The sequence below is a fragment of the Opitutia bacterium genome (assembly GCA_016217545.1).
Classification (GTDB): domain Bacteria; phylum Verrucomicrobiota; class Verrucomicrobiia; order Opitutales; family Opitutaceae; genus Didemnitutus.
Window position 1 is genome coordinate 1,163,629 of record JACRHT010000012.1, and the last position, 25,156, is coordinate 1,188,784.

Sequence of the window (25,156 nt, forward strand, 5' to 3'; positions counted from 1 at the left end):
ATCCCACTGATCCCTATGAAAACCGCTCTGATCTCCTTCCTCGCCGCGACCGCCGCCGGTCTCGTTTTCTTTGCGAGCGGTGCCATCGACACCGCCGAATTTTCCGCCCTCTTCTTCGCCGCCGGCCTCGCGGCCTGGACGCTCGAGCAATACAGCCGCGAGTATCGTCCGCTCACCCTTGCCCGGCCCATCCGCCTCCCGGCGCCTCTCGGTGTCCGTCACATCGAGTCGCGAGTCGGCCGGCTCGCCGCCTAAAGGCGAACGGACTTCGGGCAGCGGCGCTGGAGCGATCCGGCGCCGCTTTTTATTTCAGCACCACGGTGCCGCTGCCGAGGAGTTTCAGCTTTTCCGTGTTGTCGTCGTAAAGCGTCACCGTCACCTGCGTTTCGAGTTGGTAGCGCGCCGTCCCTGACGGAATCGCCGCACCTTTCTCGGCCGTGAAGACGCCGCTCGCTTCCACCGCCGCGCTGGCCGGGATGCCCACGGCGTTCTTGATGGCGATCGTGCCCACCGGCTTGCCGTCGATCAGCACGCGCGTCGTCGTTTCCTTGAAATTGTAGGCCACGATGCCGCGGTTCAGGAAACGCAGCGTCGCCTTCCCATTGCCGTCGGCGCCCCGGTCGAGCGAAACCAGTTCGAGGTCGACGCTCACGGGAATGTGGCCGCCGCAACCGGTGAACGACACGATCAACGCGAATGCGGCGCAGAATGCCAACAGGGTTTTTTTCATGGGGAAATCGCAGTGTGCGGCGCGGCCGGGGCGCGGCAAGGAGTTAGTCCTTCTCGGGCTTTTCCTTCTTGTCCTTCTTCTTTTTCGCGCCGGAGCCGCCTCCGCCCTTGCCTCCGCCGATCTCGAATTGCGCGATCGCGCCCACGGCCGCGAGCACTAGCACCGACGGGAAGACCCACGTGTTCGTGTCGATCACCGCCGGGATCTGCTGCGGCTGGCGGATGTAATAGATCCAGTCCAGCTGGTTGGTGAAATACATCAGCGCGAGGATCGCGCGGAACGCGCCGGTCAGCGCCGTCGCGAGGATGATCACCACGCGTTGCAGCTTCACGGCCGCGATGCCGCCGATGATGCCGACGATCACCGCCGCCAGCAGCGCGACCATCCGGTGGAAATGCGACAGCAACAACAGCGCGAGCGTCGCGCCGAAACCGAATCCCGCAATGAACACGCCCGCGAGGTAGAGCAGGAACGCGAGTCCCGCGCCGAGTAGCGCTCCCACGAGCAGCGCCGCGAGTTCCGCGCCGTTGCCGAGCCCGGCCGCGTGCGCCGCCATTTGCGCGAGCAACGCGCCCGCGAGCGCCCCGAGCAGAGTGACGGTCAGCTTGAAGACGCGGTAGCCGAAGAAGCAGTCGAGGAGACCCCACACGAGGGCCGCGACGGAAAACCACGGATACAGGTCGGCATCAATATGCACTTCGCGAGGCAAACGCGCCCGCCTGCGCCGCGCAACTTACTTTGCGCCCGCCCGGCTCAGAAAATCGCGACCGCCCGCGCGCTCTCGATCACCACCCACGCCACCGCGAACGCCGCCGCCCACATCAGGGCCGTCTTGGCGAAGCGCCGGCGCTGCAGCGAGCGCTCGTAGGTGTCCACGCTGTGCGTGCGATAGCCGCTCGACTCGAGAAAACTCACGAATTGCGCGCGGCGCGAGCTCGTCGTCCGCAGCCGCTGGTCGAGCCGGCGCGGTTGGCGCGCGGGCACACGTTGCAGCAATTGACGGAGGAATCTGCTCACGGGGAAACTCATTTGGAAATCGCTCTTCCGTTCAAGGGCAATCTAGGTATTCCCCTGCGTTTCATCGCGACTTTACCCGTGCACCACTTCCACTACGTCGGGAATCAACTCCACGCCGAGGGCGTCGATCTCAGCACGGTCGTGGGCCTCCACGGCACGCCGACCTACGTCTACAGCGCGCAAACGATCGCGGACAACTACCGCCGTCTCGCCGCCAGCCTCTCGGGCCTCGACCTGAAGATCTGCTACGCGATGAAGGCGAACTCCACGCTCTCCGTCCTCCGCCACTTCGCCAATCTCGGCGCGGCCTTCGATCTCGTGAGCGGCGGCGAACTCCGTCGCGTCGTCGCGGCGGGCGGCAATCCCGGCGAAAGCGTCTTCGCCGGCGTCGGCAAATCCGAAGCCGAGATCCGTCTCGCGCTCACGACCGGCGTCTACGGCTTCCACGTCGAGAGCGAACCCGAGCTCGCGCGCATCGACCGCATCGCGGGCCAGCTCGGCAAAAAGGCGCCCGTCGCCATCCGCATCAACCCTGACGTCGATGCCCACACGCACGCCAAGATCACCACCGGCAAGAGCGAGAACAAGTTCGGCATCCCGCTCAAGTTCGCCGCCGCCGCCTACGCCGCCGCCGCCAAATACCCGAACGTCGAGCTCAAGGGCGTGCAGATGCACATCGGCTCGCAGCTCACCAAGGTCGGGCCGTTCGTCGAGGCGGTGCAGAAGGTGCTCCCGTTCGTCGAGGAGCTGAAAAAACTTTACGGCATCCGCTACTTCTCCGTCGGCGGCGGCATCGGCGTCGTCTACCAGGACGCGCTCGCCAGCGGCGCCGCCGCGTGGTGGGACGCGAAGCCCGAAGGCGAGCGCCCGCTCACGCCCGAAGCCTACGGCGCCGCTTTGAAGCCGCTGCTTGCGCCGCTCGGCCTGAAGATCCTGCTCGAGCCCGGTCGCTTCCTCGTCGGCAACGCCGGCGTCCTCGTCTCCCGCGTCGAATACGTGAAGCGCGGCCAGGGCAAATCCTTCGTCATCCTCGACGCGGCAATGAACGACCTCGTCCGTCCCGCGATGTATGATGCCTACCACGAGCTCGTGCCGGTGGTGCGCGACTCCGCCCGCCCTGCGCTGACGGCCGACATCGTCGGCCCGGTGTGCGAGAGCGGCGACTGCTTCGCCAAGGACCGCACGTTGCAGGAAGTCCGCGAAGGCGAACTCGTCGCCTTCATGACCGCCGGCGCCTACGGCTACACGATGGCCGGGCGCTACAACACCCGCCCGATGCCCGCCGAGGTGCTCGTCTCGGGCAACCGCTTCGAACTCGTCAACGCCCGCGAAGCCTACGAAAACATGTTCGCCGGGGAGAAGATTCCCGGTTTCCTGAAAAGCTGATTACCCCCGCGTGACTGAAGAGCAGTCAGTTCGTTTTGCCATCATCGGCGCCGGAGCCTGGGGCACGGCCGTGGCCGCGCACCTCGCGCGCTGCGGGCAAAACGCCACGCTCGTCACACGCCGCTCCGAGCACGCCCTCGCCATGCAGCTCGCGCGGGAGAACCGCGACTACCTGCCCGGCATCAAGCTCCCGGAGAATCTCGCCGTCACCTCCGACTTTCGCGCCGGGCTCCTCCACGCCGACGTCGTGCTCGTCGCCAGCCCCTCGCATGCGCTGCGCGCCTGGTGCGAACAGATCAAGACCGTGCTCGCTGAGGCCGAGCGCCTCCGGCTCTTCATCAGTCTCGTCAAGGGCCTCGAGATCGGCACGCACCTGCGTCCGAGCGAGGTCATGGCGGAGATTCTTCCCGGCGTGAACGTCGCCACGCTCACCGGCCCGACCAACGCGGCCGAGGTCGCGCGCGGATTGCCTGCCGCGATGGTGCTCGCCGCCGCGCGGGCCGATGCGTTCGTCGCGCGCGTGCAGGCCGCCATGAGCAGCCCGTCGCTGCGCATCTACACCAGCGACGATCTGCCCGGCGCCGAATATGGCGCGTGCCTGAAAAACATCTACGCGATCGCCTCCGGCTTTTGCGACGGCCTCAAACTCGGCGACAACGCCAAGGCCGCCCTCCTCACGCGCGCGCTCACCGAGATGGTCCGCGTCGGCGAAGCGCTCGGCGCGAAGCGTGAGACTTTCTACGGCTTGTCCGGTTTCGGCGACCTCGTCGCCACCTGCCACGGCGCGTGGAGCCGCAATCGCGAGTTCGGCCAGCGCATCGGCGAGGGCAAGTCGATCGAGGAACTCATGGCGGGCCGCAAGACGGTCGTCGAAGGCCACCGATCCACCGATGCGTTTCACGGCCTGTGCGTCGAGCGCGGCATCACGGCACCGATCATGACCGAGGTGCGTTCGATCCTCTACGAGAACAAGAAGCCGGCCGACGCCCTCTACGCGCTCATGACGCGCGAGCTGAAGCGCGAGACGCACGCGCCTTTCCCTCGCAAAGCCTAAAGCCGCAGCGTGCGGAACCCACGGCAGCCGGCCCGGACCAATTTCCACGTCTCTTCCCCGGCCGAAATTCCCATGCGCGTTCTCGTAGCGTTCGACAAATTCAAGGACTCCCTCGATGCCGGCGCCGCTTGTCGCATCGCCGCTGAAGCCCTGCACAGCGCGCGGCCCGACTGGCAGATCGATCTCTGCCCGCTCGCGGACGGTGGCGATGGCTTCGCCGAAATCCTGACGCGCGCCGCCGGAGGCGAACTCCGCCGCGCGACGGTCACGGGGCCACTGGGCACGCCGGTCGAGGCCGCGCTCGGTTTCGCGGAGTCGCCCGCCGCCGCGCATTCGTTCGTGGGCGCCGGGAAGATCGCATTGATCGAGATGGCGCAAGCGTCCGGCCTCGCCCTTGTTCCACCCGCGCAGCGCAATCCGTGGCGAACGACAACGCGAGGCACCGGTGAACTCATCCTCGCCGCGGCGCGCGGAAACGTCTCGGCCATCGTGCTCGGCGTCGGTGGCAGTGCGACGCACGATGCCGGTCTCGGCGCACTCACGGCGCTGGGTCTCACCGCGCGCACGGCGGACGGCGCGACGATCGCGAATCCGATCCCCGAAACGTGGGCCGCGCTCGCGAAGGTCGATGGCCGCATCGCCACGCCGCTGCCGCGGCTCTACCTCGCCACCGACGTGACGAATCCGCTCATGGGCACCTTCGGCGCCGCGAGCGTTTTCGCGCCGCAGAAGGGATTGCTCGAGGAGGACTTCACGCGACTCGAATACATGACCGGTCGCGTTGCCGCGATGCTCTGCTCCCAAGCGGGCAAGCACCCGCTGCTGTGCGAAACGCCCGGTTGCGGCGCGGCCGGCGGGCTGGCCTTCGGACTGCACTGCGCCGCGGACGCGACGCTGTTGCGTGGCTTCGACTTCGTTTCCGCCTGGCTCGGGCTCGATGCACGGCTCGCTGCGGCGGATGTGGTGATCACGGGCGAGGGAAGTTTCGATTCGAGTTCGCTCGCCGGCAAGGCGCCGGGCGAGGTCGCGCGTCGCGCGCTCGCTCTCGGCAAGAAAGTCCACGTCTTCGCCGGCACCGTCGCGGCGCCGGCGGAGGGATTTCTCGCCCACGCGATCACGCCATCGGGGACCGACCTTGCGACCGCGTTGCGCGGCGCACCGGAGAATCTCGCGTTGGCCGTGCGCACCGCTTTCACCCGCTCCCCATGAAGTATCGCTTCCCCATCCTTGTCGCCGGCGCGGCGCTGCTCGCGGCCGGGCGCCTGTCATCCGCGGAGAAGCCGGTCTTCCCGGTGCACGAGATGCCCGGCGGCTCATTCGTCGTGCATGCGTCCGAGGTGAAGGACCAGGCCAAACCCACCAGTGCTCGCGGGGACTATTGCGATCAGGCCACGCCGACACTCACGCGTTTCGAGGTGCATCGCACGACGCTGCAGCCGGGTGCCAAGCCCCACGACGCCCACCGGCACGAGCGGGAGGAAATGATGATCCTCCTCGACGGCGAGCTCGAGGCCTCCATCGAGGGCGTCGACACCCGCATCGGCGCCGGTTCGGTCTTGTTCATGGCTTCGAACGATCTTCACGGCGTCAAGAATGTCGGCGACAAGCCCGCGACCTACCTCGTGTTGAATTTCTACACCGCGGCCGGCACGAAGATCCCGCCTGGCAAAAAGCCCGCGATCGCCTCGACGGTGTGGGATTGGGCCAAGATTCCGGTAAAATCCTCGCCGGCGACCGAGCGACGGAACTTCGTGGATGCCAGCACGCGCACGCTCCTGAAATTCGAGATGCACGTCACGACGTTGCACGCCGGGGCGCCGCAGCACGGCGGCAAGCATCCCGACGAGCAGTTCTTCGTGATGAAGGAAGGCCAGATGGACGCCGTGGCGGGAGGCCAGACTATCCGCGTCGGGCCGGGCGACCTGTTTTTCGCGGCTTCGGACCAGGAGTTCGGCTGGCATCACGTGGGTGACCAGCCGGCCACTTATTATGTCGTGCGTTTCAGCACGCCTGCGACGCCGAGCACGCCGGCGGCGCATTAACCGCCCTCCGCGTCCTTTCCCTCAGCCTACTGACCGGGTGGCTCGGGAATAAATCCCTCAAGCACCCAGCTGGGGGACCGATGGAACGTCTCGGATGATTACCACCACGGTTTCAGAACAGGAGCTGCAGGCAGTTGCCGCGCGGCTCCCGACCGCGCCGCGATTGCTCGTTGAGCTGGGCCAGCTCATGAACGATCCGGCGGCGGACGCTACGGATGTCGTTGGCCTTCTAAGGCGCGACCCGCCGTTGGTGGCGCAGGTCATCCGGATATCGAACAGCGCGGCCTATTGCCCGAGCGAGCCGATCGGCTCCCTCGAACGTGCGATCGCTTTCGTCGGGTTCGCCGAGGTGCATCGCCTCGTCGGCGTCGTCGCCAACGCCCAACTCGCTGAGCAACGTCTCCGCCTTTATCCGTTCAATGCCGCGCACCTGCGGCAGAACACCCTCTTCGTCGCCTTGCTGATGGAGGAAATGGCCAAGCCGGCCGGCGAGCGCCCGCGCAGCTGCTACACGGTGGGCCTCCTCCGCACGATCGGCATGATGGCGCTCGAGCGTCTCGCGCACGAGGACCGGAATATTCCGCCCTTCCGCGACAGCGGCGAAACGGCCCTCGATGTGTGGGAGCAGAAACACTGGGGCATCACCAACGTCGAGGCAGCGGAAAAAATCCTCCTGCACTGGCGGCTCCCGCATGAGACGGTGATGGCGATCCGCTATCACTGTCAGACTTCCGGGAAGCACAACCCGATCATCCACCTGCTCAAACTCGCCGCCACCGCGGCGTCGGATCGCTTCGGCGGCCTGCCCGGCGAGGAAGGCTATTGGCGCGTCACGCCCGACAATTTCGCGAAAGCGGGCATCACCGAGCGTGACTTCCAGATCGCTTGCGAGCGTGCCCAGCGGAAATTCGAGCAACTGAAAGCCGCTGTCGGTTGAGCGCCCGGCGCTCTCGCGCCGAGGCCACTGTATTTTCGGGCGCGGAGTTTCCGTGCTAGAGCCGCGCTTCCATGCGCAGGAAGCCGCGCTCCTCGCGCGCGTCGGCGAAGCCGAGCTTGCGGTAGAGAGAGCGCGCCCGCCGGTTCTCCGGATAAACGTAGAGCGAAAACGCGTGGACCGGCAGGAACGTCGGCGCGATCTGCATCAGCTGCTCGCACAGCACGCGCCCCAGTCCCTGTCCGCGCCACGCCGGGGCGACGATGATGCGGGCGAGGTGCGCGAAACCATCCTCGCGCGTCATCACTTGGCCAAAACCCACGACTTCTCCGCTCGTATCGGTGCAAAGCACGAACGCGGCTCCGGGCGCGTGATGCAGATTGTCCCACAGCTGTTCCGGCGAAACCGGAAAACCGATCGTCGGCCCCGCCCACAGGCGCGTCGCATCGGCGTCCGGTGCCCAGGCGAGCACGCCAGCGAGGTCCTCGAGTCGAGCGGGTCGGAGCCGATAAGCGGCGTTCACGTCCGCACCTTGGGCCGAATTTTCAGTCTCGTCAGCACTGCTCTTCGACCGGAAGACTGCCGGCGTGAATCTCGATCGTGCCCGTCGCCTGCTCTGTCGCCTGCAGGATGAAATTCGCCGCGCGATCGTCGCCTCGCGCCGTCGTGGCGCCGCCGGACTCGGACGCGTGGCCAAAGTCACTGCGGCCGATACGATCTACGCCGTGGATGAGGTGAGCGAAACGGTCGTCCTCGCGTGGCTGGAGCGCCACTGGCCGCGGGCCTGGCCGGTGGAGTTGGTGATGGAAGGACTGGAGGGGAAAGGACCGGTCACGTTCCCGCGCGGCACGCCGGTGGCCGCGACGAAGTGGAAACTCATTCTCGATCCGATCGACGGCGCGCGCGGCCTGATGTTCGACAAGCGCAGCGCGTGGAGCCTCGCCGCTCTCGCGCCCCAGCGCGGCGCGCGGAACACGCTCGCGGACCTCGTCGTTGCCGCGATGACCGAGTTGCCGACGAGCAAGCAGGGCGCTGCCGACCAGCTCAGCGCCGTGCGCGGTCGCGGCGTGCGGGCCGAGCGCGTGGACTTGCGCACGGGGCGGCGGAGCAAATGGCGGCCGCGTCCTTCGACGGCGCGCGACGTGACGCACGGCTTCGCGTCGTTCGCGAAGTTTTTCCCGGAGGGCAAAAGCTGGATCGCCGCGCGCGAGGAAGCGCTGTGGCGCGCGCTCGGCGTGAGCGGCGCGGCTGGCGGGCAACCGGTCTTCGACGACCAGTATCTCTCGACTGGCGGACAACTCCACGAACTCATCGTGGGGCATGATCGCTTCGTCGCGGACGTGCGACCGCTGGCTTTCGAACGCCTCGGGCTCGCGCGGGGCGCGGCGCTGGCGTGCCACCCTTACGACATTTGCACCGCGCTGATCGCGCAGGAAGTCGGCTGCGTCGTGACGGCGCTCGACGGCAAGCCGCTGCGCGCGCCACTCGATACGACGAGCCCGGTCGCGTGGGTCGGCTACGCGAATCGCGTGCTCGCCCGCCGCATCGCGCCGGCGCTGCGACGGGTGCTGGCGCGGCAGTAAGCTCGATTCGCCATGAACGGAAGCTCTTCAACGGAATCGTCGCACCGAGGTTCGGCGATCCTTCGTGGGGTGATTGATTGTGCCGCCCTCGTGGGCGCGCTGGCCGGAAGCGTCGGCGTTCTCGGTGCGTCGATACTGCTGGGATTGGTGCTCATGACGGTGGCCGCCCCATCGGATGGGGTGAAGTGGTCGCTGCATCCCTACAGATTCGAGGTGAATCACGGTGGCGGCTCTTTTTCGGTGAGGCTGACGCTTCTGGCGGTGCTTTTCCTGGGCGCACCTGGACTGCTCGCGGCGAGTTGGTTTCGCTTGCGGCATCGCTCGCCCATGACGCTCCTCCGGCTGGCTGCGTTGACGCTGGCGGTGGTGGCGGGATCGGTCGGAGTGTATCGCTGGTCGCGCACGGAGTCGGCGGATTTTATTCGCCAGCGGATGCCCGAGTTGCGCGTGGAATTTCTCAGCGAGCGCCCGGATACCACGGGCAAGGTGCTGCTCGTCGAGTTCTGGGCGACATGGTGCGGGCCGTGCGTCGCGAATATCCCGCACTTGAACGCGCTGCAAAAGGAGTTCGGCCCCGACGGGCTGGTCGTCATCGGCATCAGCGGAGAAGACGACTGCGCCGCCGTGGAGAAATTCTGGCGCAAGGGCGAGATGCGCTACGCGGTCGCTTACCAGGAAGGTGGCGCGCTGCAGAAGGAGCTTGGCGTGCACGGAATCCCCCACGCGTTTCTCGTCAATCGCAGGGGCGTCATCGTTTGGGAAGGCCACCCGGCCTCGCTTTCGGGTGCGGTGTTGCGCGGCTTCCTCGCGCGAAAATAGCCTCAGCGCCAGAGGAAGGTCTCGCCTTTGGCGATCGCCAGCGGGCGGGTCTCGCGGCCGTGGCGCACGGTGGTCGCGCGGCCGAGGGCGGAGACGATGCGAGCTTCGGTGAGTCTCCCGTCGGCCCACGCGAGATCGACCGTGTAGCCGCCGCGCGCGCGGAGACCGGTCACGCGACCGGTTTTCCACGTGGAGGGCAGCGCGGGCAAGAGGTGCAGCTCGCCATTCTGACTTTGCAGCAGCATCTCGGCGATGGCGGCGGTGGCACCGAAGTTGCCGTCGATTTGGAAGGGCGGGTGGGCGTCGAAGAGATTCGGGTAGGTGCCGCCGTGGCTGGAGTTGCCGGCGGTTGTCGGCTCCACGAACAGGAGCTGTCGCATCAGCATCCGGTGCGCGTGGTCGCCGTCGAGGAGCCGCGCCCAGAAATTGATTTTCCACGCGAGCGACCAGCCGGTGCCGTCATCGCCGCGGAATTCGAGCGAGCGGCGCGCGGCGGCGAACAGCTCCGGCGTGCGCGGCGTGATCTCGTTGCCGGGATGCAGCGCCCAGAGGTGCGAGACGTGGCGGTGCGTGTTTTTCGGATCGTCGAGATCGGCGAGCAGCCATTCCTGCAACTGGCCATGCTGGCCGATTTTGTTGGGGATGAGTTTCGCCGCGGTGGCGCGCAGTTGCGCCGCGAACGCGGCGTCGGTGCCGAGTTCGTCGGCCGCGCGTGCGGTCCAGTCGAAGAGTCCGCGCAGGATTTGGTGATCCATCGCCGGCGCCATCACGAGGCCGCCCTGCTCGGGCGAGTTGGACGGGCCGGACATGAGCTGGCCCGTGCTCGGTGCCGGGACGAGATAGCCGAGGAAAAACTCGGCGGCGCCGCGCAACAGCGGATAGGCCCGCGCGAGGAAGGCGCGGTCGCCGCTGAATTGGTAGTGTTCCCACAAGCTTTGGCAGAGCCACGCGCCGCCCATCGGCCAGATGCCGTGGTTCGAGGCGTTGATCGGCGCGGTGCCGCGCCAGAGATCGGTGTTGTGGTGCAACACCCAGCCGCGCGCGCCGTAGTGCTCGCGCGCGGTCAATTCGCCGCTCGGCACCAGGTCCGCGATCATCGCGAAGAGCGGTTCGGCGCACTCGGGCAACGCGGTGACCTCGGCAGGCCAGTAGTTCATCTCGGTGTTGATGTTCACCGTGTATTTGCTGCCCCACGCGGGCTTGAGGTCCTGGTTCCAGACGCCCTGCAAGTTGGCGGGTTGATCGCCGGGCCGGCTGCTCGCGATGAGCAGGTAGCGGCCGAATTGGAAAACGAGCGCGGCGAGCTGTGGGTCGGCGGATTTGTCCTCGGCGCGCAGGCGTTGGTCGGTCGGGAGAGCGGCCGCGGGCGACGTGCCGAGATCGAGCGTCACGCGCCGAAACAGTCCTCGATGATCGGCCTGATGCGCAGCGAGCAATGAGTCGGGCGTGGTGGCCGCGAGCGATTGCAGTTGGTCCGTGCAGCGCGCGACGAGGTCGGCGTCGGTCGAGAGCGCGCGCGAATTGATGAAGTTGGTCGCGGCGGTGAGCACGAGCGTCACACGGTCGGCCCCGGTCACGCGCAAACGATCGCCTTCGCGAGACGTCGTGCCGCCCTCGACGCGCGCGTGGATTTGGGCGGCGAAGCGCATGCCTCCGTCCGACACGCGTCCTTCGATCGCCAGGCCGGGAAGCGGCGTCTCGCGCGACATGCTGCCGGCGTGCGGACTCGTGAGACGGACCGTGAACGTGAGTTGGCCCGGTCGGCTGGCGGCGAGGCGGACGACGATCGCATTCGCCGGGTGGCTCGCAAAAACCTCGCGTGTGAACGTTGTGTCGCCGACGCGGTAGCGGGTGGCGGCCACGGCGTCGTCGAGATCGAGTTCGCGGCGATAGTCGGTGGCGTTCTCGTGCCCCGGGAAGGCCAACTCGAGGTCGCCGCAGGGTTGATAGTTCTGTTGCCGGAGCGGCTCGCTCATGAACTCGCGCAGCGCGAGCGCTTCGGCTTCCTTCTGCTTTCCCTCGGCGAGCAGGGCGCGGATCTCGGGAAGGAATTTCGCCGCGCCGACGTGATGATACGCGTGCGGCGCGCCGGTCCACAGCGTGTCCTCGTTGAATTGGATGCGCTCGGTCGCCGTGCCGCCGAAGACCATGGCGCCCATGCGGCCGTTGCCGACGGGCAGCGCCTCGACCCACGCGGTGGCGGGGCGTTCATACCAAAGGCGGAGATCGGAGGCGGTCGCGAGCGCGACCAAACCGAGAATCGCGGCCGCGACGCAGAGCGAGCGGCGGGGGTGGAGGAGCATCTACCAAGCAAAGCCGGCCGCGCGCGTCGTCGCAAGAAGCGGCGCCGTCGCGTCGTTGACCGCGGCGCGGTCAGGCGCGTCAGTCCTTGGTCTGCTCGATGACCGAGACCTTGCCGTTCGCGAACGTCACGCGGATGCGTTCCTCGACTTCGGGACGATACATGTCGGCGAACACCGGCTCGTAGTAGACGCGGTAGGTATTGAGGTAGCGATCGTAGTAGACGCGGCGGTGGTAGCCGGCGAAGCGCGTGCCGTCGTAGCGCTCGAAATATGTGCTGTAGACCCAGACGGTTTGCGCGCCGTTGGCGGTGCGGGCCTCGCGTTTCTGGTCGGGGGCGCCGAGCGCGAGGTAGACCATGTCTTCGGTGTAGCCGATGTCGATGATGCCCTGCTTGATCTTGTTCTGGGTCGCGGCGTCGAGGCTGGCGAAGAGCTGCGGATTTTCCGCGATGCGTTTGTCGACGGTTTCGCAACCGGCGACGAAAAGCAGCGCTGCGAGCGCCAACACGGAGGTGAGAAAGCGTGGGTTCATGATAGAGGGGAAGACGGCGCGAAGCCTACTCAGGTTCCACGGGATTTCCAGCGCCGCGGCGCGGATCATAGCCGGACGCGGCGGAGGCGCAGGGCGTTCGACACGACGGTGATCGAACTGAGGCTCATCGCGGCCCCGGCGAACATGGGACTGAGCAGCCAGCCGAAAAGCGGATAGAACGCGCCCGCGGCGAGCGGCAGACCGAGGCCGTTGTAGATGAAGGCCCAGAAAAGGTTCTGCTTGATGTTGCGGAGCGTCGCGCGGCTGAGGTGCAGGGCGCGGACCAGCGCTTGGAGATCGCCCTTCACGAGCACGAGGCCCGCGCTGTGCATCGCGACGTCGGTGCCGGTGCCCATCGCGATGCCGACGTTCGCGGCGGCGAGGGCGGGGGCGTCGTTCAAACCGTCGCCGGCGAACACGACGCGCTCGCCGCGGGACTGGTGCTCGCGGACGAGTTCCTGTTTGCGGGCGGGAGTGACCTCGGCGTGGAAGCCGTCGAGCTTCAGCTCGCGCGCGATCGCCTCGGCGGCGGCGGTGCGGTCTCCGGTGACCATGAACACGCGGAAGCCGCGGTGCTGCAGCTCAGCGATGGCAGCGGGCGTGGTGGGTTTGATGCGATCTGAGAGCGCCAGCGTGCCGGCGAAGGCGCCGTCGACGTGCACGCTGACGATCGTCGCCTGCGGCAGCGCCGGCAATGATGCGCCCGGCGCGCGACCGACGACGACCTCGCGCCGACCAACGCGGGCGCGCACGCCGAAACCGGGCGTGGCGGCGAAGTCGGTGACGGGCGGCAGTTCGAGGCTGCGTTGGAATGCGGCGGCGACGATCGCGCGGCCGAGCGGGTGCTCGCTGGGCGACTCGGCGGCGGCCGCGAGTCGGAAGAGCTCCTCGTCCGTGAAGCCCGGTGCGGCGGCGAAGGCGACGAGTTCAGGGCGGCCTTCGGTCAGCGTGCCGGTCTTGTCGATGAGCAAGGTGTTCGCGCTCGCGAGCGCTTCAAGGGCGGCGGCGTTCTTCACCAGCACGCCAGCCTGCGCGCCACGGCCAATGCCGGTGACCAGCGACATCGGCGTGGCGAGACCGAGCGCGCACGGGCACGCGATGATGAGGACCGAGACGGCGTTGATCAGGCCGTAGAGCCAGCCGCGTTCGGGCGCGAGGAGCGTCCAGGCGAGGAACGACGTGGTGGCGATCGCGAGCACGACCGGGAAGAACCACGTGATGATGCGGTCGGCGACGCGGGCGATGGGCGGCTCGCTTTCGATGGCTTCCTCGACGAGCCGGACGATCTGCGCGAGCAGCGTGTCGGCGCCCACATGCTCCGCGCGGTAGATGAAGGAGCCGGTGGTGTTGAGCGTGCCGGCGCTGACTTTGTCGCCGACGGATTTGGCGACGGGCAACGGTTCGCCGGTGAGCATGGACTCGTCGATTTCCGTGGCGCCGGCGGTCAGCACGCCGTCGACCGGCAGGTTCTCGCCCGGGCGGACGCGCAGGACGTCACCCGGTTGAAGCTTCTCGATCGGCACCTCGTGCTCGCTGCCGTCAGCGTCGATGCGATGCGCGATTTTCGGGGCGAGATTCATCAGCGCGCGGATGGCAGCGTCGGTGCGTGCGGTGGCGCGCTGCTCAAGGATCTGGCCGAGGAGGACGATGGTGGTCGTGAACGCCGTCGCCTCGAAGTAGAGCGTGGCTCCGTGCGCAGTGAAAAACTGCGCCGGCAGGTGCGCCCAGAAAAGTGTGACTACGGCGCTGAAGAAATACGCGGCACCGGTGCCGGTCACGGTGAGGAGAAACATGTTCGGATCGCGCGCCCGGATCGCTTTCGCCCAGCGGCGGATGAACGGCCAGCCGCTCCAGAAAAATACCGGCGTCGTGAGGACGAATTGAATCCACGCCGACTGCTGCATCGTGAGCCAGTCGTAGATGTTGTGGGAGAACATCGGCCACATCGCGAGGACGAGGACCGGCAGCGAGAGCGCGGCGGCGACGTAGAATTTCGGCCGCAGGTAACGCTCGTGCGGCAGGCCCATGTGCACGGGCTGGTCGGGTGGCGGGAGCGCGGGAGAGTCGGGTCCGGCGGGGGGGCCGTGATGAGAATGGGAGGACATGTCAGCGGATCAGTTCGAGTTCAGCCGTGCGCGGTGCGGAGGAACCGGAACGCGACGGACCGTAGGCGATGAACAACAGGAACGCCAGCGCGATGGGCACCAGCGCACGCAGCAGCGGCGAGCGCCGCGGATATCCGAGCGAGTAAGGCTCGACGGCGTCGACGTCGCGGGCGGGCGCGACGGATTCGTCGGGTCGCGCGAGACGGCGCCAGGCCGCTCGGCGGCGGCGCTCGAGCAGGTCAGCTTCGAAAAGGGCCGGGCTCATGACGTGTAGGCGCGCGCGGCGCGGCGAAGATCCCAAAGCGCGAGCGCGATCAGGGCGTTGAAGACGTGGCAGCGGCAACGCGGTGCGTTGGCGCAGGTGCAGCGCGGGCAGCCGCAGGCGGCGGTGCGGGAGGCGCGCGGTGGGCGGGAACGGGCGGTGGATTTTGGCATGGGATGAGTCGCTTCATCCCGGAGACGGACCTCGCGCCGGAATCTTACACTCGTGTTCGCCCGTCCGGCTTCCTCTCGAGTAACCTAATAGGTTACCCAGGCTTCCGCATCCACCGCCTCTTTCACTGTGGAATGGAGATCGCGGTAACCTATTAGGTTACTCAAGCCGCGTGGCTCAGGGTGCGCGCAAGAGCGTTGTCTCAATCGGCGCAGTCGCAGTCGAGGCACGCGCCGTCGGCGCAGTCGCCGCAGAAGGCCTCGAGGCGTGCGCGCAGTTCCTTGCGGGCACGGTGGAGCGTGACGCTGGCGTGGTTGGCGGAAATCTTGAGAGCTCGGGCGGCGTCCTGCACGGGCTCGCCGTCGAGATCGACGCGGCGCAGCAACTCGGCTTGGAGCGGCTTCAGCGTGCCCACTACGCCGCCGAGGCAGGTGCAAAGCTGCTTTTCGACGACCGCGGCGGGTGCGACGTCGTCGCCGAGCGCGGTGATGAGCGTGCCGAGGGCTTCGTCGCGGCGGCGCGCGGCGCCGCGTGCGCGATAGTGATCGACGAGCGCATGCCGCAGCAGCTGGTAGAACCACGCCACGGCCTTTTCATCGTCGCGGATCTCGCGGGCGCGCTGCACGGCTTTGGCGAGGCCGTGCTGGAGGATGTCCTCCGCTTCGGCCTCGCTCCCGACGCGCGCAGCGAGGAACGCCTTGAAGGCGCCGCGGTGCGCGTGGAGCGCTTGGGCAAGGGGCGTGGCATCGCGCGGCATGGCGGCTCTTACGCTGTCCGGAGCTCGCGTTCGCGCAACCAGGCGAAAATCACCGGCGTGACGATCAGGATGTGGATGAGCGACGAGATCATGCCGCCGACGACCGGCGCGGCGAGCGGCTGCATGATTTCGACGCCGGTGCGCGTGCTCCAGAAAATCGGCAGGAGCGAGGCGACGGTGGTGGCGACGGTCATGACTTTCGGGCGGAGGCGCAGGCGGGCGCCTTCCTTCACGGCGGCGAGCAGGTCCTCGCGCGTGAGCGCGCGGCCGGTTTCCCGGCGCCGCTTTTCGAGCGCTTCCTCGAGGTAGACGACCATGACGACGCCGGTCTGGATCGCGGTGCCAAAGAGCGCGATGTAGCCGACCCAGACGGCGACGGAGAAATTGAAGCCCATGAACGCCTGCAGCAGCACGCCGCCGGTGAGGGCGAACGGCACGGCGAGAATCACGTGCGCGGCTTCGGCGACGGAGCGGAACGTCACGACGAGCAGCGCGAAGATGATCACGATGACGGCGGGGAAAACGTAGGTCAGTGTCTGGCGCGCGCGGATCTGGTGCTCGTATTGGCCGGAGTATTCGACGGTCATGCCGGGATCGAGCGTCACCTCCTTTTCGATGCGCTCCTTGATCTCGTTGACGAAGCCGCCGAGGTCGCGGTCGCCGACGTTGGCCTGCACGAAGACGCGGAGACGGCCGTTTTCGCTCTGGATTTCGTTCGGACCGACGATGCGTTTCACGTCGGCGACTTGGCGGAGTTGCACCATCGCGCCGGACGGAGTGGGGAAACTGAGTTCGCCGAGCTTGTCGATGTCGGCGCGGTCATCGGAGTCGAGGCGCACTTGGATTGGGCGGCGCTCGCGGCCTTCGAGCGTCGTGGCTACAGTGGCGCCGCCGAGGCCGGCTTCGACGTATTCGTAGACCTGTTTTACGCTGAGTCCGTAGCGCGCGAGGTCGGGGCGGCGGACGGCGATCTCGAGGTAGGGCTTGCCCTGCACGCGCGATGGCGCGACGCCGGTGGCGCCTTGGATGCGGTTGATGACGCGCTCGACCTCGAAGGCTTTGGCCTGGAGCGCGTCGAGGTTGTCGCCGAAGATTTTCACGCCGACCTGCGCGCGAATGCCGGTGCTCGTCATCAGAATGCGGTTCTCGATCGGCTGAAGGAAGCCGGGCACGTAGCCGGGGACGTTCATGAGCTTCGCGGAGAGGTCGGCGATGATGCTCTGCTTCGTCGTGCCGGCGGGCCACTCGGACGGCGGCTTCAGCATGATCGTGGTCTCGATCATCTCGACGGGCGCGGGATCGGTGGCGGTCTCGGCGCGGCCGAGTTTGCCGGCGACGGAGGCGACGGCGGGGTGCTCGCTCATGACCTTGTCCTGCCACGCCATGATGCGCTTCACCTCAGTGAGGGACGTCGCGGGCAGGAGCACGGGCATGAACAACAGCGAGCCTTCCTCGAGCGTGGGCATGAACTCGCTGCCGAAGCCGGAGAGGTGGCGAGAGACTTCAGGCGAGAGGCGCGCGTTGACCGCGCGCGGCAGGCCGAAGGCGACGACGAGGCACACGGCGAGCAGCGCGAACGCGGCGCCGAGCACGCTCTTGCGGTGCGTCAGCGCCCAGTCGAGCACGGGGTCGTAAATTTTCAGCAAGCCGCGCATGAGCCAGTTCTCGTGCTCGGGCTTGAACGGACCGCGGACGAGCAGCGTGCAAAACACCGGCACGGCGGTGATCGCCAGCAGCATGGCGCCGATGAGCGCGAAGCTCTTCGTGTAGGCGAGCGGATGGAAGAGTTTGCCCTCCTGGCCGCTGAGCAGGAACACCGGCACGAACGCCAGGATGATGATCAGCATCGAGAAGAACATCGGCCGGCCGACCTGCGTGGCGGCCTCGAGCGTGAGCTGAAAAACCTCCTTCGCCGTGAGTTCGGGCGGAGGTAGGGCGGGACCGCTGGGCCCGCCGTCGTTCGAGGATCCCTGCGGCGCGCCCAGCGGTCGCGCCCTACCTTTCGCTTCGAGCGCGCGCTCGCAGTGGCGAATGACGTTTTCCGTCATGACGATGCCGGCGTCGACGAGCACGCCGATCGAGATGGCGATGCCGGTCAGCGACATGATGTGCGACGGGATGCCGAAGCGATCCATCAGGATGAACGAGATCAGGATCGAGGCCGGCAGCGGCAGCGTGACGATCAGGATGCTGCGAAAGTGAAACAGGAAGAGGATGTGCGCGAGCGTCACGAGGATGACCTCCTCGACGAGCGCGTGCTTCAGCGTGTCGATCGCGCGCGAGATCAGGTCGCTGCGGTCGTAGAACGGTTGCACGGTGACGCCCTTCGGCAAGCCGGCGGAGAGCGAGGCGAGGCGCTCCTTCACGTCGGAGATGACGCGGTAGGCGTTCTCGCCGTAGCGCATGACGACGATGCCGCCGACGACCTCGCGGCCGTTCACATCGAGCGCGCCGCGGCGGAAATCGCCGCCGAGCCGCACGGTGGCGACATCGCGCAGGAAGAGCGGCGTGCCGTTGCGCGGCTTGAGCGCGATCGTCTCGAGATCGGCGGCGCTCTTCACGAGGCCGACGCCGCGCACGATGTATTCGGCGCCGTTTTCCTCAATGGTTTTGCCGCCGACGTTAAGGTTGGCGGCCGCGACGGCGTCCATGACCTCGCCGAGCATCACGTCGTATTGGCGGAGCTTGAGAGAGGAAACCTCGACCTGCCATTGGCGCACGAAGCCGCCGAGGCTCGCGACCTCTGCGACGCCGGGCACGGCGGTGAGTTGGTAGCGGAGAAACGTGTCCTGCAACGTGCGCAGCGAGCCGAGGTCCTGCGTGCCAGACTCGTCTTTAAGATAGTATTGGTAGATCCAGCCGAGGCCGGTGGCGTCGGGGCCGAGGCGCGCGACGACACCGGAGGGCAGCAGGTCGCCGAGGGAGTTGAGGCGTTCGAGCACGCGCGTGCGCGCGAAATAGGTGTCGATCTTGTCGTCGAAAATGACCGTGAGGAACGAGAAGCCGAACATCGACGTGGCGCGCACGCTCTTCACGCCGGCGAGGCCTTGGAGCGATGTGCTGAGCGGATAAGTGATCTGGTCCTCGACTTCCTGCGGCGAGCGGCCCGGCCAGTCGGCGTAGACGATGACCTGGTTTTCCGAGAGGTCGGGAATCGCGTCGATCGGCACGCGCTGCAGTGCGACGACGCCCCACGCACAGAGCGCAAGGAAGCCCGCGAGGACGATGAAGCGGTTGGCGAGCGACCAGCGGATGATGGCGTTGATCATGGGTGGGAGCGGGCAGGCGCGCGGACGGAAGTTCTTAATGAGCAACCAATCAGTTTGGCGGGCACGGGCATGGCGGTGGGGCGTAGAGCGGCAAAGTTCTTAATGAGCAACTTTGCTCACTCGATCTCCTCGCCGCACTCGAGCATGGCGGAGCCGAAGAAGGGATTGCGGAGTGTCTTGCTCTTCGAGAGCCAGCGGCCGGTGCCGAGGACAGGGGACATCGGACACTGATAGATCGTGAGGTTTTCCTTGTGGTGCAGGTGCTGCGCTTTCACGAGGTCGGCGAGATCGGTGCTGAAGGGCTCGAAGGCGCGGCGCGCGGCGTCGAGGTCGGAGCCGTCGGCTAGTTTCATTTTGGCGAGCGGCGTGCTGGCGGCGCTCGGGAACGCGGCGACGTAGGCCGTGAGCGCGTCGCGGAGGGCGGGGAGTTGTTTTTGGTAACCCGCGAGATTGTCGGACGCGAGGAGGTCGGCGGCGTCGGCCGCGGTGAAGGCGAGCGTCTTCAATGCCGCGTAGCCGGCGGCGTCGGGCTTCGGAGCTTCGACGGAAATTTTCCGGGGCGCGGCGGAGGCGTGGTCGTGTTCGCTGGTGCCGACGGCGGCGTGGGCGAGTTGCGCCTGGCCGTCGAGGATGAGCGCGCCTTCGGTGACGACTTTGTCGCCGTCGCGGAGGCCGGAGAGAACTTCGGCGTCGGTGTCGCCGGTGCGGCCGAGCGCGATTTCCTGCGCAGCGTAGGCGTGGTTGCCGCGATCGACGAAGACCACGGCGCGGCCGCTGTGTTGCAGCACGGCGGTGCGCGGGACGAGGAGAGTGTCGGGCGACTCGGCGAGGACGCCGGCGTAGGCGGTCTGGCGGTGGCGGAGGAGGCGGTCGGGATTATCGAGGACGACGCGGACCTTCGCGGTGCGGGTGGCTTCGTTGAGGTTGGGATCGATGAAGGCGATGGGCGCGGTGAGGATCTTACCCGGGAGCGAGGGGACGGTGACTTCGACTTGCTGGCCGACGCGCAGCCAGGCGAGGTCGGGCTCGGCGGCGTCGAAGACGAACCACATGCGCGAGAAGTCGCCGATTTGGAAAATCTCGTCCTTGGCCTCGACATATTTGCCTTCGTAGGCGCCGCGGGCGACGACGGTGCCGGACATCGGCGCGCGCATTGTGACCATCGCGGTGGCTTGCTTGGTGTTTTCGAGAATGGAGATTTCCTCGTCGGTAAGGCCGAGGCCGAGGAGTTTTTCCTTCGCGGCGGCGCGTTCGGCGGCGGTGAAGGCGATGGCGCCGGCCTTCATGCGCTCGAGGTATTCACGCTGCGCGGTGAGCATGTCGGGCGAGTAAATCGTGGCGAGTTGCGTGCCTTCCTGCACCTCGGCGCCGACGAAGTTCACGAAGAGTTTTTCGACGCGGCCCGGCACGCGCGCGGCGAGGATGCGATGACGCGTGTCGTCGTCGTCGATCGCGCCGGTGACGCGCAGCGTGCGGACGAGCGTGCCGCGGCGCACGGGCGAGGTTTGCACGCCGACGACCGCGGCCTGCGCGGGCGTGAGCGTGACGAGGTTCGGGTCTACAGCGGCGGAGGCGGACGTGGTGGTCGCGCTGGCCGCGACGAGCGCCATGCCGCAGATGGTGCACTTGGCGTCGGCCTTGTCGGACTTGATCCACGGGTGCATCGGGCACTGATACGTGGTGGCGGCCGATGCGGCGGCGTGCTCATGACGGTCGGGTCCGGAAGATCTGCCGCAGCCGGTGAGGCTGAAGCCGGCGAGCAGCGCGAGGGCGATGAAGAGCGAGGAGGCACGGTCGTTCACGTCTCGTGATACGCCGAATATGGTCCCAGCCCTGCCGCAATCTTTGTCGTTTCTCGCGCGGCCGCTGCGTGAGCGATGCCGGCGAAAACCCCGAAGCGCGGCTCCTGAACTGTAACCTAATAGGTTACACTTCGCTGGGGGGCGGGATCAGTTTTTAGCCGCTGCAGTGGCGGAGTTGCCGGGGCGCGGGGTGGCGGCGGTGGGTTTCTTGACCTTGGCGATCGTGATGGTGGCGACGCCGGCGATGATCACGGCCGCGGCAGTGAAGGTGCGCGAGTTGACCGGTTCGTGGAGAATCAACCAGCCGAGGAAAACCGCGACGATCGGGTTCACGTAGGTGTAGGTGTAGACCTTGGCGGGAGTGCTGTGCTTCATCAGCCACACGAATGCCGTGAAGCCCACGAGCGAGCCGACGAGCGTGAGATAGGTCCACGCGCCGACGGCGTGCGGCGTGAACATCGCGGTCGAGAGATGAAACGGTTCGCCGGCGAGCAGACTCGCGAGGAAGAGCCAGCCGCTGCCGGTGACCATTTGAATCGCGGAGGCGGTGAACGGCTCGGCGGGCTCGGAGGCGTAGCGGCCGTAGAGCGAGCCGGCGCTCCAGAGCCAGGTGGCGGCGAGCAGCGCGCCGACGTTGAGAAAATTCAGTCCGCCGGTGCCGTGCGCGATGTCGGGGCCGACGAGCAGCGCGAGACCGGCGAAGCCCAGCGCGAGTCCGATCCAGATCGGCAGCGTGGGGCGCGAGCCGCGTTTTTTTGTCGGGTCGGCGGCGTGGATCGCCCAATCGAGCAGCACGACGGCGAAGGGACCGGCGGAGACGAGCAGCGTGGCGATGCCGGAGGGGACGGTTTGCTCGGCCCAACACACGAGGCCGTTGCCGCCGAGCATGAGGAAGAGGCCGACGATGGCGTTGTCGCGCCACTGCTTCGCGGTGGGGCGGATTTTTTTCGTGAACCACAGAAACCCGTAGAGCAGCGCGCCGGAGACGGCGAAACGCGTCGCTGCCATGAAGAACGGCGGCAGCGTCTCGACCGCAACGCGGATGGCGAGGTAGGTCGAGCCCCACACCAGATAGACGGCGGCGAACGCGGCGATGAGTTGGCCGCGCGGGGCGGGATGCGTGGAGGACATGAAAAGCTGAGAGCTGAGAGTCTGGAGCTGAGAGCTGAAAAGAAATGGGCGCGGACGCGTGGGCGAGCGCGCGGCCTGTTCTAATCGACGACGAAGAGCGTCGCGCCGGTGAAGGTCGTCGAGCGGTGCGGCTCGGCGCCGTCGGCGACTTGGTAGCTCATGCCGGATTTGAGCACGAAGGTGCGGCCGTCCTCGAGTTCGGTGGTGAGTTCGCCGCTCACGCAGAAGAGGATGTGTCCCTTGGAGCACCAGTGGTCCGCGGTATAGCCGGGCGAGTAGGTGAGCATCCGCACGCGGATGGGGCCGAACTGGCGCACGCGCCACTCGGCCCAGCCGGTGAGGCCGGGTTTGCGCTCGGCGGGGACGGTGGACCAGTCGGTGATGCCGAAGGGGAGGTTTTCGATCTGCATGGCGGCGAGCGGTGGAACTGAAGTTGAGAGTTGAGGGATGAGAATTGAGAGAGGGGAGCGACGGTCGGGAGCGCGGAAAGCGTGCGGGGGATTCGCGGCCGTGTTGAGGTCGCCTGCGAGCAGGTTCCTACATGGGGCAGCGCGAGAGGCGCGCTTAGAGCTGTTGCTTCACGAGGTCGCCGAGCGTTTTCAGGGCGGCGTCCATTTCGTCGGACCACGGCTGGCTGCAGCTCATGCGGAGGCAGTTGCGGTAGCGGTCCTTCACGGCGGAGAAGAGCGAGCCGGGGGCGGTGTTGATCTTGTGCTTCAGCGCGTCGCGGCGCAGGCGCAGCGTGTCGACCTTCACCGGGAATTCGACCCAGATGTAGTTGCCGCCTTGCGGGCGGCTGTAGCGCGTGCCGTCGGGGAAGTGACGCTGCATGCCTTGGAGGAACGAGTGCAGGTGCTCGCGATACGCGCGGCGCAGCGAGCGCAGGTGGTGATCGTAGCCGCCGTCGCGCAGGAACTCCGCGATGGTTTTTTGGAGAATGCGCGGCGTGCCCATCGTGTTGATGAACTTCAGGCGGCGGATGCGCTCGAGGTAACGGCCGGGGGCGGTCCAGCCGACGTGGAAGCCGGGTGCGAGCGTCTTGCCGAACGAGGAGCAAAGCATCACGCGGCCGTCGCGGTCCCAGGCCTTCAGCGGCTTCGGGCGGAGGTCGCCGAAATGAGTGTCGCCGTAGATGTCGTCTTCGATGATCGGCAGGTCGTGTTCGGCGAGGAGCTCGTAGATTTTCTGCTTCTTCTCGTCGGGCATGAGCGAGCCGAGCGGGTTGTGGAAATTGGGCATCAGCATCACGACCTTGATGTCGTTCTGTGCGAGCGCTTCCTGGAGCGACTCGATGCACATGCCTTGGCGCGAGCAGGTGGGAATCTCGAGCGCGCGCAGGCCGAGCGCCTGGATGATTTCCAAGAAACCGAAATAGGCGGGCGTCTCGATCGCGACGGTGTCGCCGGGTTTGGTGACGGCGCGGAGGCAGAGGTTGAGCTCATCGGTGCCGCCGGTGGTGATGACCATATCCTCGTGGCTGATGGGCACGCCGGCTTGGAGGTAGCGGCGGGCGATTTCGCGCGTGAGCGGTTCGTAGCCCCAGTTCATGCCCGGGCGGCCGATGAGCGACGGGTCGCGGCGCGCGACGGAGCCGAGCATGCGCGCGAGCTTCTTCGTCGGGAAAAGGGTGTGGTGCGGACACGCGGAGCCGAACGGCACGTAGTCGGCGTTGAGCGCGACTTCCATGACGTCGGCGGTGAGATCGTTCACGCCGACGAAGGACGGCTTGCTCATCGGGCGCGCCATGCGCGGCTCGGGCGCGCTGGTGAGCGCGCGCGGACGGACGTAGTAGCCGGATTGCGGGCGCGCCTCGAGGTAGCCGCGGTTCTCGAGCACCGTGTAGGCTTGGAGCACGGTGGCGATGGAGACGTCGCGCTGGCGCGACATGATGCGGACGGACGGCACGCGATGACCCGGGCGCAGCGTGCCCTGTTCGATGAGGTTTTGGAGCGAGTCGGCGAGCTCAGCGTAGAGGGGCCGAGCGGCGGCTTTCGCGGGCGAAAGCGGCTTGGGGGTGACGACGGTCTGGATCATGGCGTGGAAAGCAAAAGTGCGCCGTCACTGTAGCGGAGAACGTGTCGGCACAGTAGCGGCAGCGCGGTGCCATTGATACCAGCACAGTTATGCCAGACAAGCACTGTGACCATGACAGATTCTCAGAGGTTCGTTGAAAATCATTCAACGATGCGGCGCGCGCTCAGAGCGAGAGCGAGGAAATGCCGGCGGCCAGGCGCGCGCCAAATGCATGCGGGCCTCCGCGGAAAAGCAGGAGGTGGCCGTTCGGCTAACGACGGGAGATCTGGCCGTCGCAGGGCGCGCTTACGGCCGCGCCGTCCAGATGGCGGGGCGCCGCTGTGGGCGTCAGAACGAGCCCTTGAGCGCGAGCGAGACGAAGGTGCCGGCGTCGCCGTCGAGGCGGTAGTTCTTGTCGAAGTAGTCGAACTTCCGGTCGGTGACCGCGCCGACGTCGGCGCTGAGCGTCACGCGCTCGCCGAGCGAGTAGTCGAGGCCGAGGCCGACGCGCACTTCGCGGAAATCGACGTAGGTGTTCGCGATCCGCGCGAGACCGGCTGAGGGCGAGCCGACGTTGCGCGAGACGCGGAAGCTGCCGCCGGCGAAGCCGGCGCTGGCGCGGAGCGAGAGGTTTTCGGTCGCCTGCCACGTGAAGCCGCTGCGCGGGAAGCCGACGCTGAAGAGCCACTGCGGAGCGAATTGCCAGCGGACGCCGGCGATGGGCAGCACGGGGTTGTCGGAGAATGGATTGGCATTCACGCCGAAGCTCCAGATCAGCGCGCGGCTCTGCGCGTAGTTCACGAGCAGGAGGGCGGGGACGTTGAAGCTCTTGCCGAGCTGTTCCTCGAAATCGCCGTAGAAGCCGGGGCGCAGGTAGACGGCCGCGCTCCAGTGGGCGTCGAAGCGGCGTTGCGCGCCGAGGTTGAGGGAGAATTCGGCGAGGCTCGCGGGCAGCGGCAGGGCGGTAACGCCGTCCTGATCGAGGTCGAACTGCTGCACGGCCACGCCGTAGATGAGTTGCGTGCTCTCGTCCCACGCGTGGCGGCCGGAGACGCTGACGCCGTAGCTCTTCACCGCGAGCGAGCCGAGCGTCTGCGGACCGCGGGCGAGATCTTCGCGCGACGAGTAGGAGCTGTTGAACTCGGCGGAGGCGAGCAGGTCGGGGCGCATCGTGGCCGAAGGCTGCGCAAAACTGGAAACGGCGGAGGCGAGCGCGGCGAGGCAGAGCGGGGCGATCTTCATGGCA

At 67.1% G+C, this 25,156-nt stretch carries 23 protein-coding genes; 8 read left to right on the forward strand and 15 right to left on the reverse strand.

Annotated elements, in window-relative coordinates; genetic code table 11:
• The first annotated feature begins 15 nt into the window (after positions 1-15).
• Entirely contained in the window at positions 16-255 is a 240-nt protein-coding gene (locus HZA32_11895) for a hypothetical protein (protein ID MBI5424775.1), read from the forward strand.
• 49 nt (positions 256-304) lie between these two features.
• Here HZA32_11895 and HZA32_11900 read toward each other — a convergent pair whose 3' ends face one another.
• The 3 genes from HZA32_11900 to HZA32_11910 are packed head-to-tail and all read right to left on the reverse strand — an operon-like array spanning position 305 to position 1,747.
• Positions 305-730, reverse strand: a complete 426-nt coding sequence (locus tag HZA32_11900) for a hypothetical protein (GenBank protein ID MBI5424776.1) — start codon at positions 728-730, stop codon at positions 305-307.
• A gap of 43 nt (positions 731-773) precedes the next feature.
• Positions 774-1,427, reverse strand: a complete 654-nt coding sequence (locus HZA32_11905) for a DUF4203 domain-containing protein (protein ID MBI5424777.1) — start codon at positions 1,425-1,427, stop codon at positions 774-776.
• A gap of 56 nt (positions 1,428-1,483) precedes the next feature.
• On the reverse strand, positions 1,484-1,747 hold the full coding sequence (locus HZA32_11910; GenBank protein ID MBI5424778.1) for a hypothetical protein: 264 nt from the start codon (positions 1,745-1,747) through the stop codon (positions 1,484-1,486).
• 78 nt (positions 1,748-1,825) lie between these two features.
• On the opposite strand from HZA32_11910, the gene lysA reads away from it, so the two are divergent.
• The 5 genes from lysA to HZA32_11935 all read left to right on the forward strand — a co-directional run bounded on the left by lysA (position 1,826) and on the right by HZA32_11935 (position 7,166).
• Positions 1,826-3,133: a diaminopimelate decarboxylase gene (gene lysA / locus HZA32_11915; GenBank protein MBI5424779.1), complete on the forward strand. Its 1,308-nt coding sequence runs from the start codon at positions 1,826-1,828 to the stop codon at positions 3,131-3,133.
• Between the two features lie 10 nt (positions 3,134-3,143).
• Complete coding sequence (locus tag HZA32_11920) at positions 3,144-4,187, forward strand: NAD(P)-dependent glycerol-3-phosphate dehydrogenase (GenBank protein ID MBI5424780.1); 1,044 nt, start codon at positions 3,144-3,146, stop codon at positions 4,185-4,187.
• A 72-nt stretch (positions 4,188-4,259) separates the two neighbouring features.
• Positions 4,260-5,396 carry a glycerate kinase gene (locus HZA32_11925; protein ID MBI5424781.1) on the forward strand — a complete coding sequence of 379 codons (1,137 nt, stop codon included), beginning with the start codon at positions 4,260-4,262 and terminating at the stop codon, positions 5,394-5,396.
• Positions 5,393-6,229: a cupin domain-containing protein gene (locus tag HZA32_11930; GenBank protein MBI5424782.1), complete on the forward strand. Its 837-nt coding sequence runs from the start codon at positions 5,393-5,395 to the stop codon at positions 6,227-6,229. Before HZA32_11925 ends, HZA32_11930 begins: the two co-directional genes overlap by 4 nt.
• A gap of 94 nt (positions 6,230-6,323) precedes the next feature.
• Positions 6,324-7,166, forward strand: coding sequence for an HDOD domain-containing protein (locus HZA32_11935; protein MBI5424783.1), 843 nt, complete (start codon positions 6,324-6,326; stop codon positions 7,164-7,166).
• Between the two features lie 55 nt (positions 7,167-7,221).
• Here HZA32_11935 and HZA32_11940 read toward each other — a convergent pair whose 3' ends face one another.
• A complete protein-coding gene (locus HZA32_11940; protein MBI5424784.1) occupies positions 7,222-7,686 on the reverse strand; it encodes a GNAT family N-acetyltransferase in 465 nt (154 codons plus the stop codon).
• Positions 7,687-7,750: 64 nt separating this feature from the next.
• Between HZA32_11940 and HZA32_11945 the strand changes: the two genes are divergently transcribed.
• Positions 7,751-8,746, forward strand: coding sequence for an inositol monophosphatase (locus HZA32_11945; protein ID MBI5424785.1), 996 nt, complete (start codon positions 7,751-7,753; stop codon positions 8,744-8,746).
• Between the two features lie 90 nt (positions 8,747-8,836).
• Positions 8,837-9,565: a TlpA family protein disulfide reductase gene (locus tag HZA32_11950; GenBank protein ID MBI5424786.1), complete on the forward strand. Its 729-nt coding sequence runs from the start codon at positions 8,837-8,839 to the stop codon at positions 9,563-9,565.
• 2 nt (positions 9,566-9,567) lie between these two features.
• On the opposite strand, the gene HZA32_11955 is transcribed toward HZA32_11950, so the two are convergent.
• From HZA32_11955 to HZA32_12005, 11 genes are all read right to left on the reverse strand, one after another.
• Entirely contained in the window at positions 9,568-11,868 is a 2,301-nt protein-coding gene (locus tag HZA32_11955) for a glycoside hydrolase family 95 protein (protein ID MBI5424787.1), read from the reverse strand.
• Positions 11,869-11,947: 79 nt separating this feature from the next.
• Entirely contained in the window at positions 11,948-12,400 is a 453-nt protein-coding gene (locus HZA32_11960) for a hypothetical protein (protein ID MBI5424788.1), read from the reverse strand.
• Between the two features lie 65 nt (positions 12,401-12,465).
• Positions 12,466-14,427: a cadmium-translocating P-type ATPase gene (cadA, locus tag HZA32_11965; GenBank protein MBI5424789.1), complete on the reverse strand. Its 1,962-nt coding sequence runs from the start codon at positions 14,425-14,427 to the stop codon at positions 12,466-12,468.
• Positions 14,428-14,506: 79 nt separating this feature from the next.
• Positions 14,507-14,770: a hypothetical protein gene (locus HZA32_11970; GenBank protein MBI5424790.1), complete on the reverse strand. Its 264-nt coding sequence runs from the start codon at positions 14,768-14,770 to the stop codon at positions 14,507-14,509.
• Between the two features lie 370 nt (positions 14,771-15,140).
• Complete coding sequence (locus HZA32_11975; protein MBI5424791.1) at positions 15,141-15,695, reverse strand: sigma-70 family RNA polymerase sigma factor; 555 nt, start codon at positions 15,693-15,695, stop codon at positions 15,141-15,143.
• A gap of 8 nt (positions 15,696-15,703) precedes the next feature.
• Entirely contained in the window at positions 15,704-18,964 is a 3,261-nt protein-coding gene (locus HZA32_11980; protein MBI5424792.1) for an efflux RND transporter permease subunit, read from the reverse strand.
• A 116-nt stretch (positions 18,965-19,080) separates the two neighbouring features.
• On the reverse strand, positions 19,081-20,766 hold the full coding sequence (locus HZA32_11985) for an efflux RND transporter periplasmic adaptor subunit (GenBank protein MBI5424793.1): 1,686 nt from the start codon (positions 20,764-20,766) through the stop codon (positions 19,081-19,083).
• A gap of 147 nt (positions 20,767-20,913) precedes the next feature.
• Positions 20,914-21,897: an EamA family transporter gene (locus tag HZA32_11990; protein ID MBI5424794.1), complete on the reverse strand. Its 984-nt coding sequence runs from the start codon at positions 21,895-21,897 to the stop codon at positions 20,914-20,916.
• Between the two features lie 80 nt (positions 21,898-21,977).
• Positions 21,978-22,307, reverse strand: a complete 330-nt coding sequence (locus tag HZA32_11995; GenBank protein ID MBI5424795.1) for a DHCW motif cupin fold protein — start codon at positions 22,305-22,307, stop codon at positions 21,978-21,980.
• 154 nt (positions 22,308-22,461) lie between these two features.
• Entirely contained in the window at positions 22,462-23,931 is a 1,470-nt protein-coding gene (locus tag HZA32_12000) for a PLP-dependent aminotransferase family protein (GenBank protein MBI5424796.1), read from the reverse strand.
• 327 nt (positions 23,932-24,258) lie between these two features.
• On the reverse strand, positions 24,259-25,152 hold the full coding sequence (locus tag HZA32_12005) for a hypothetical protein (protein ID MBI5424797.1): 894 nt from the start codon (positions 25,150-25,152) through the stop codon (positions 24,259-24,261).
• Positions 25,153-25,156 lie beyond the last annotated feature (4 nt).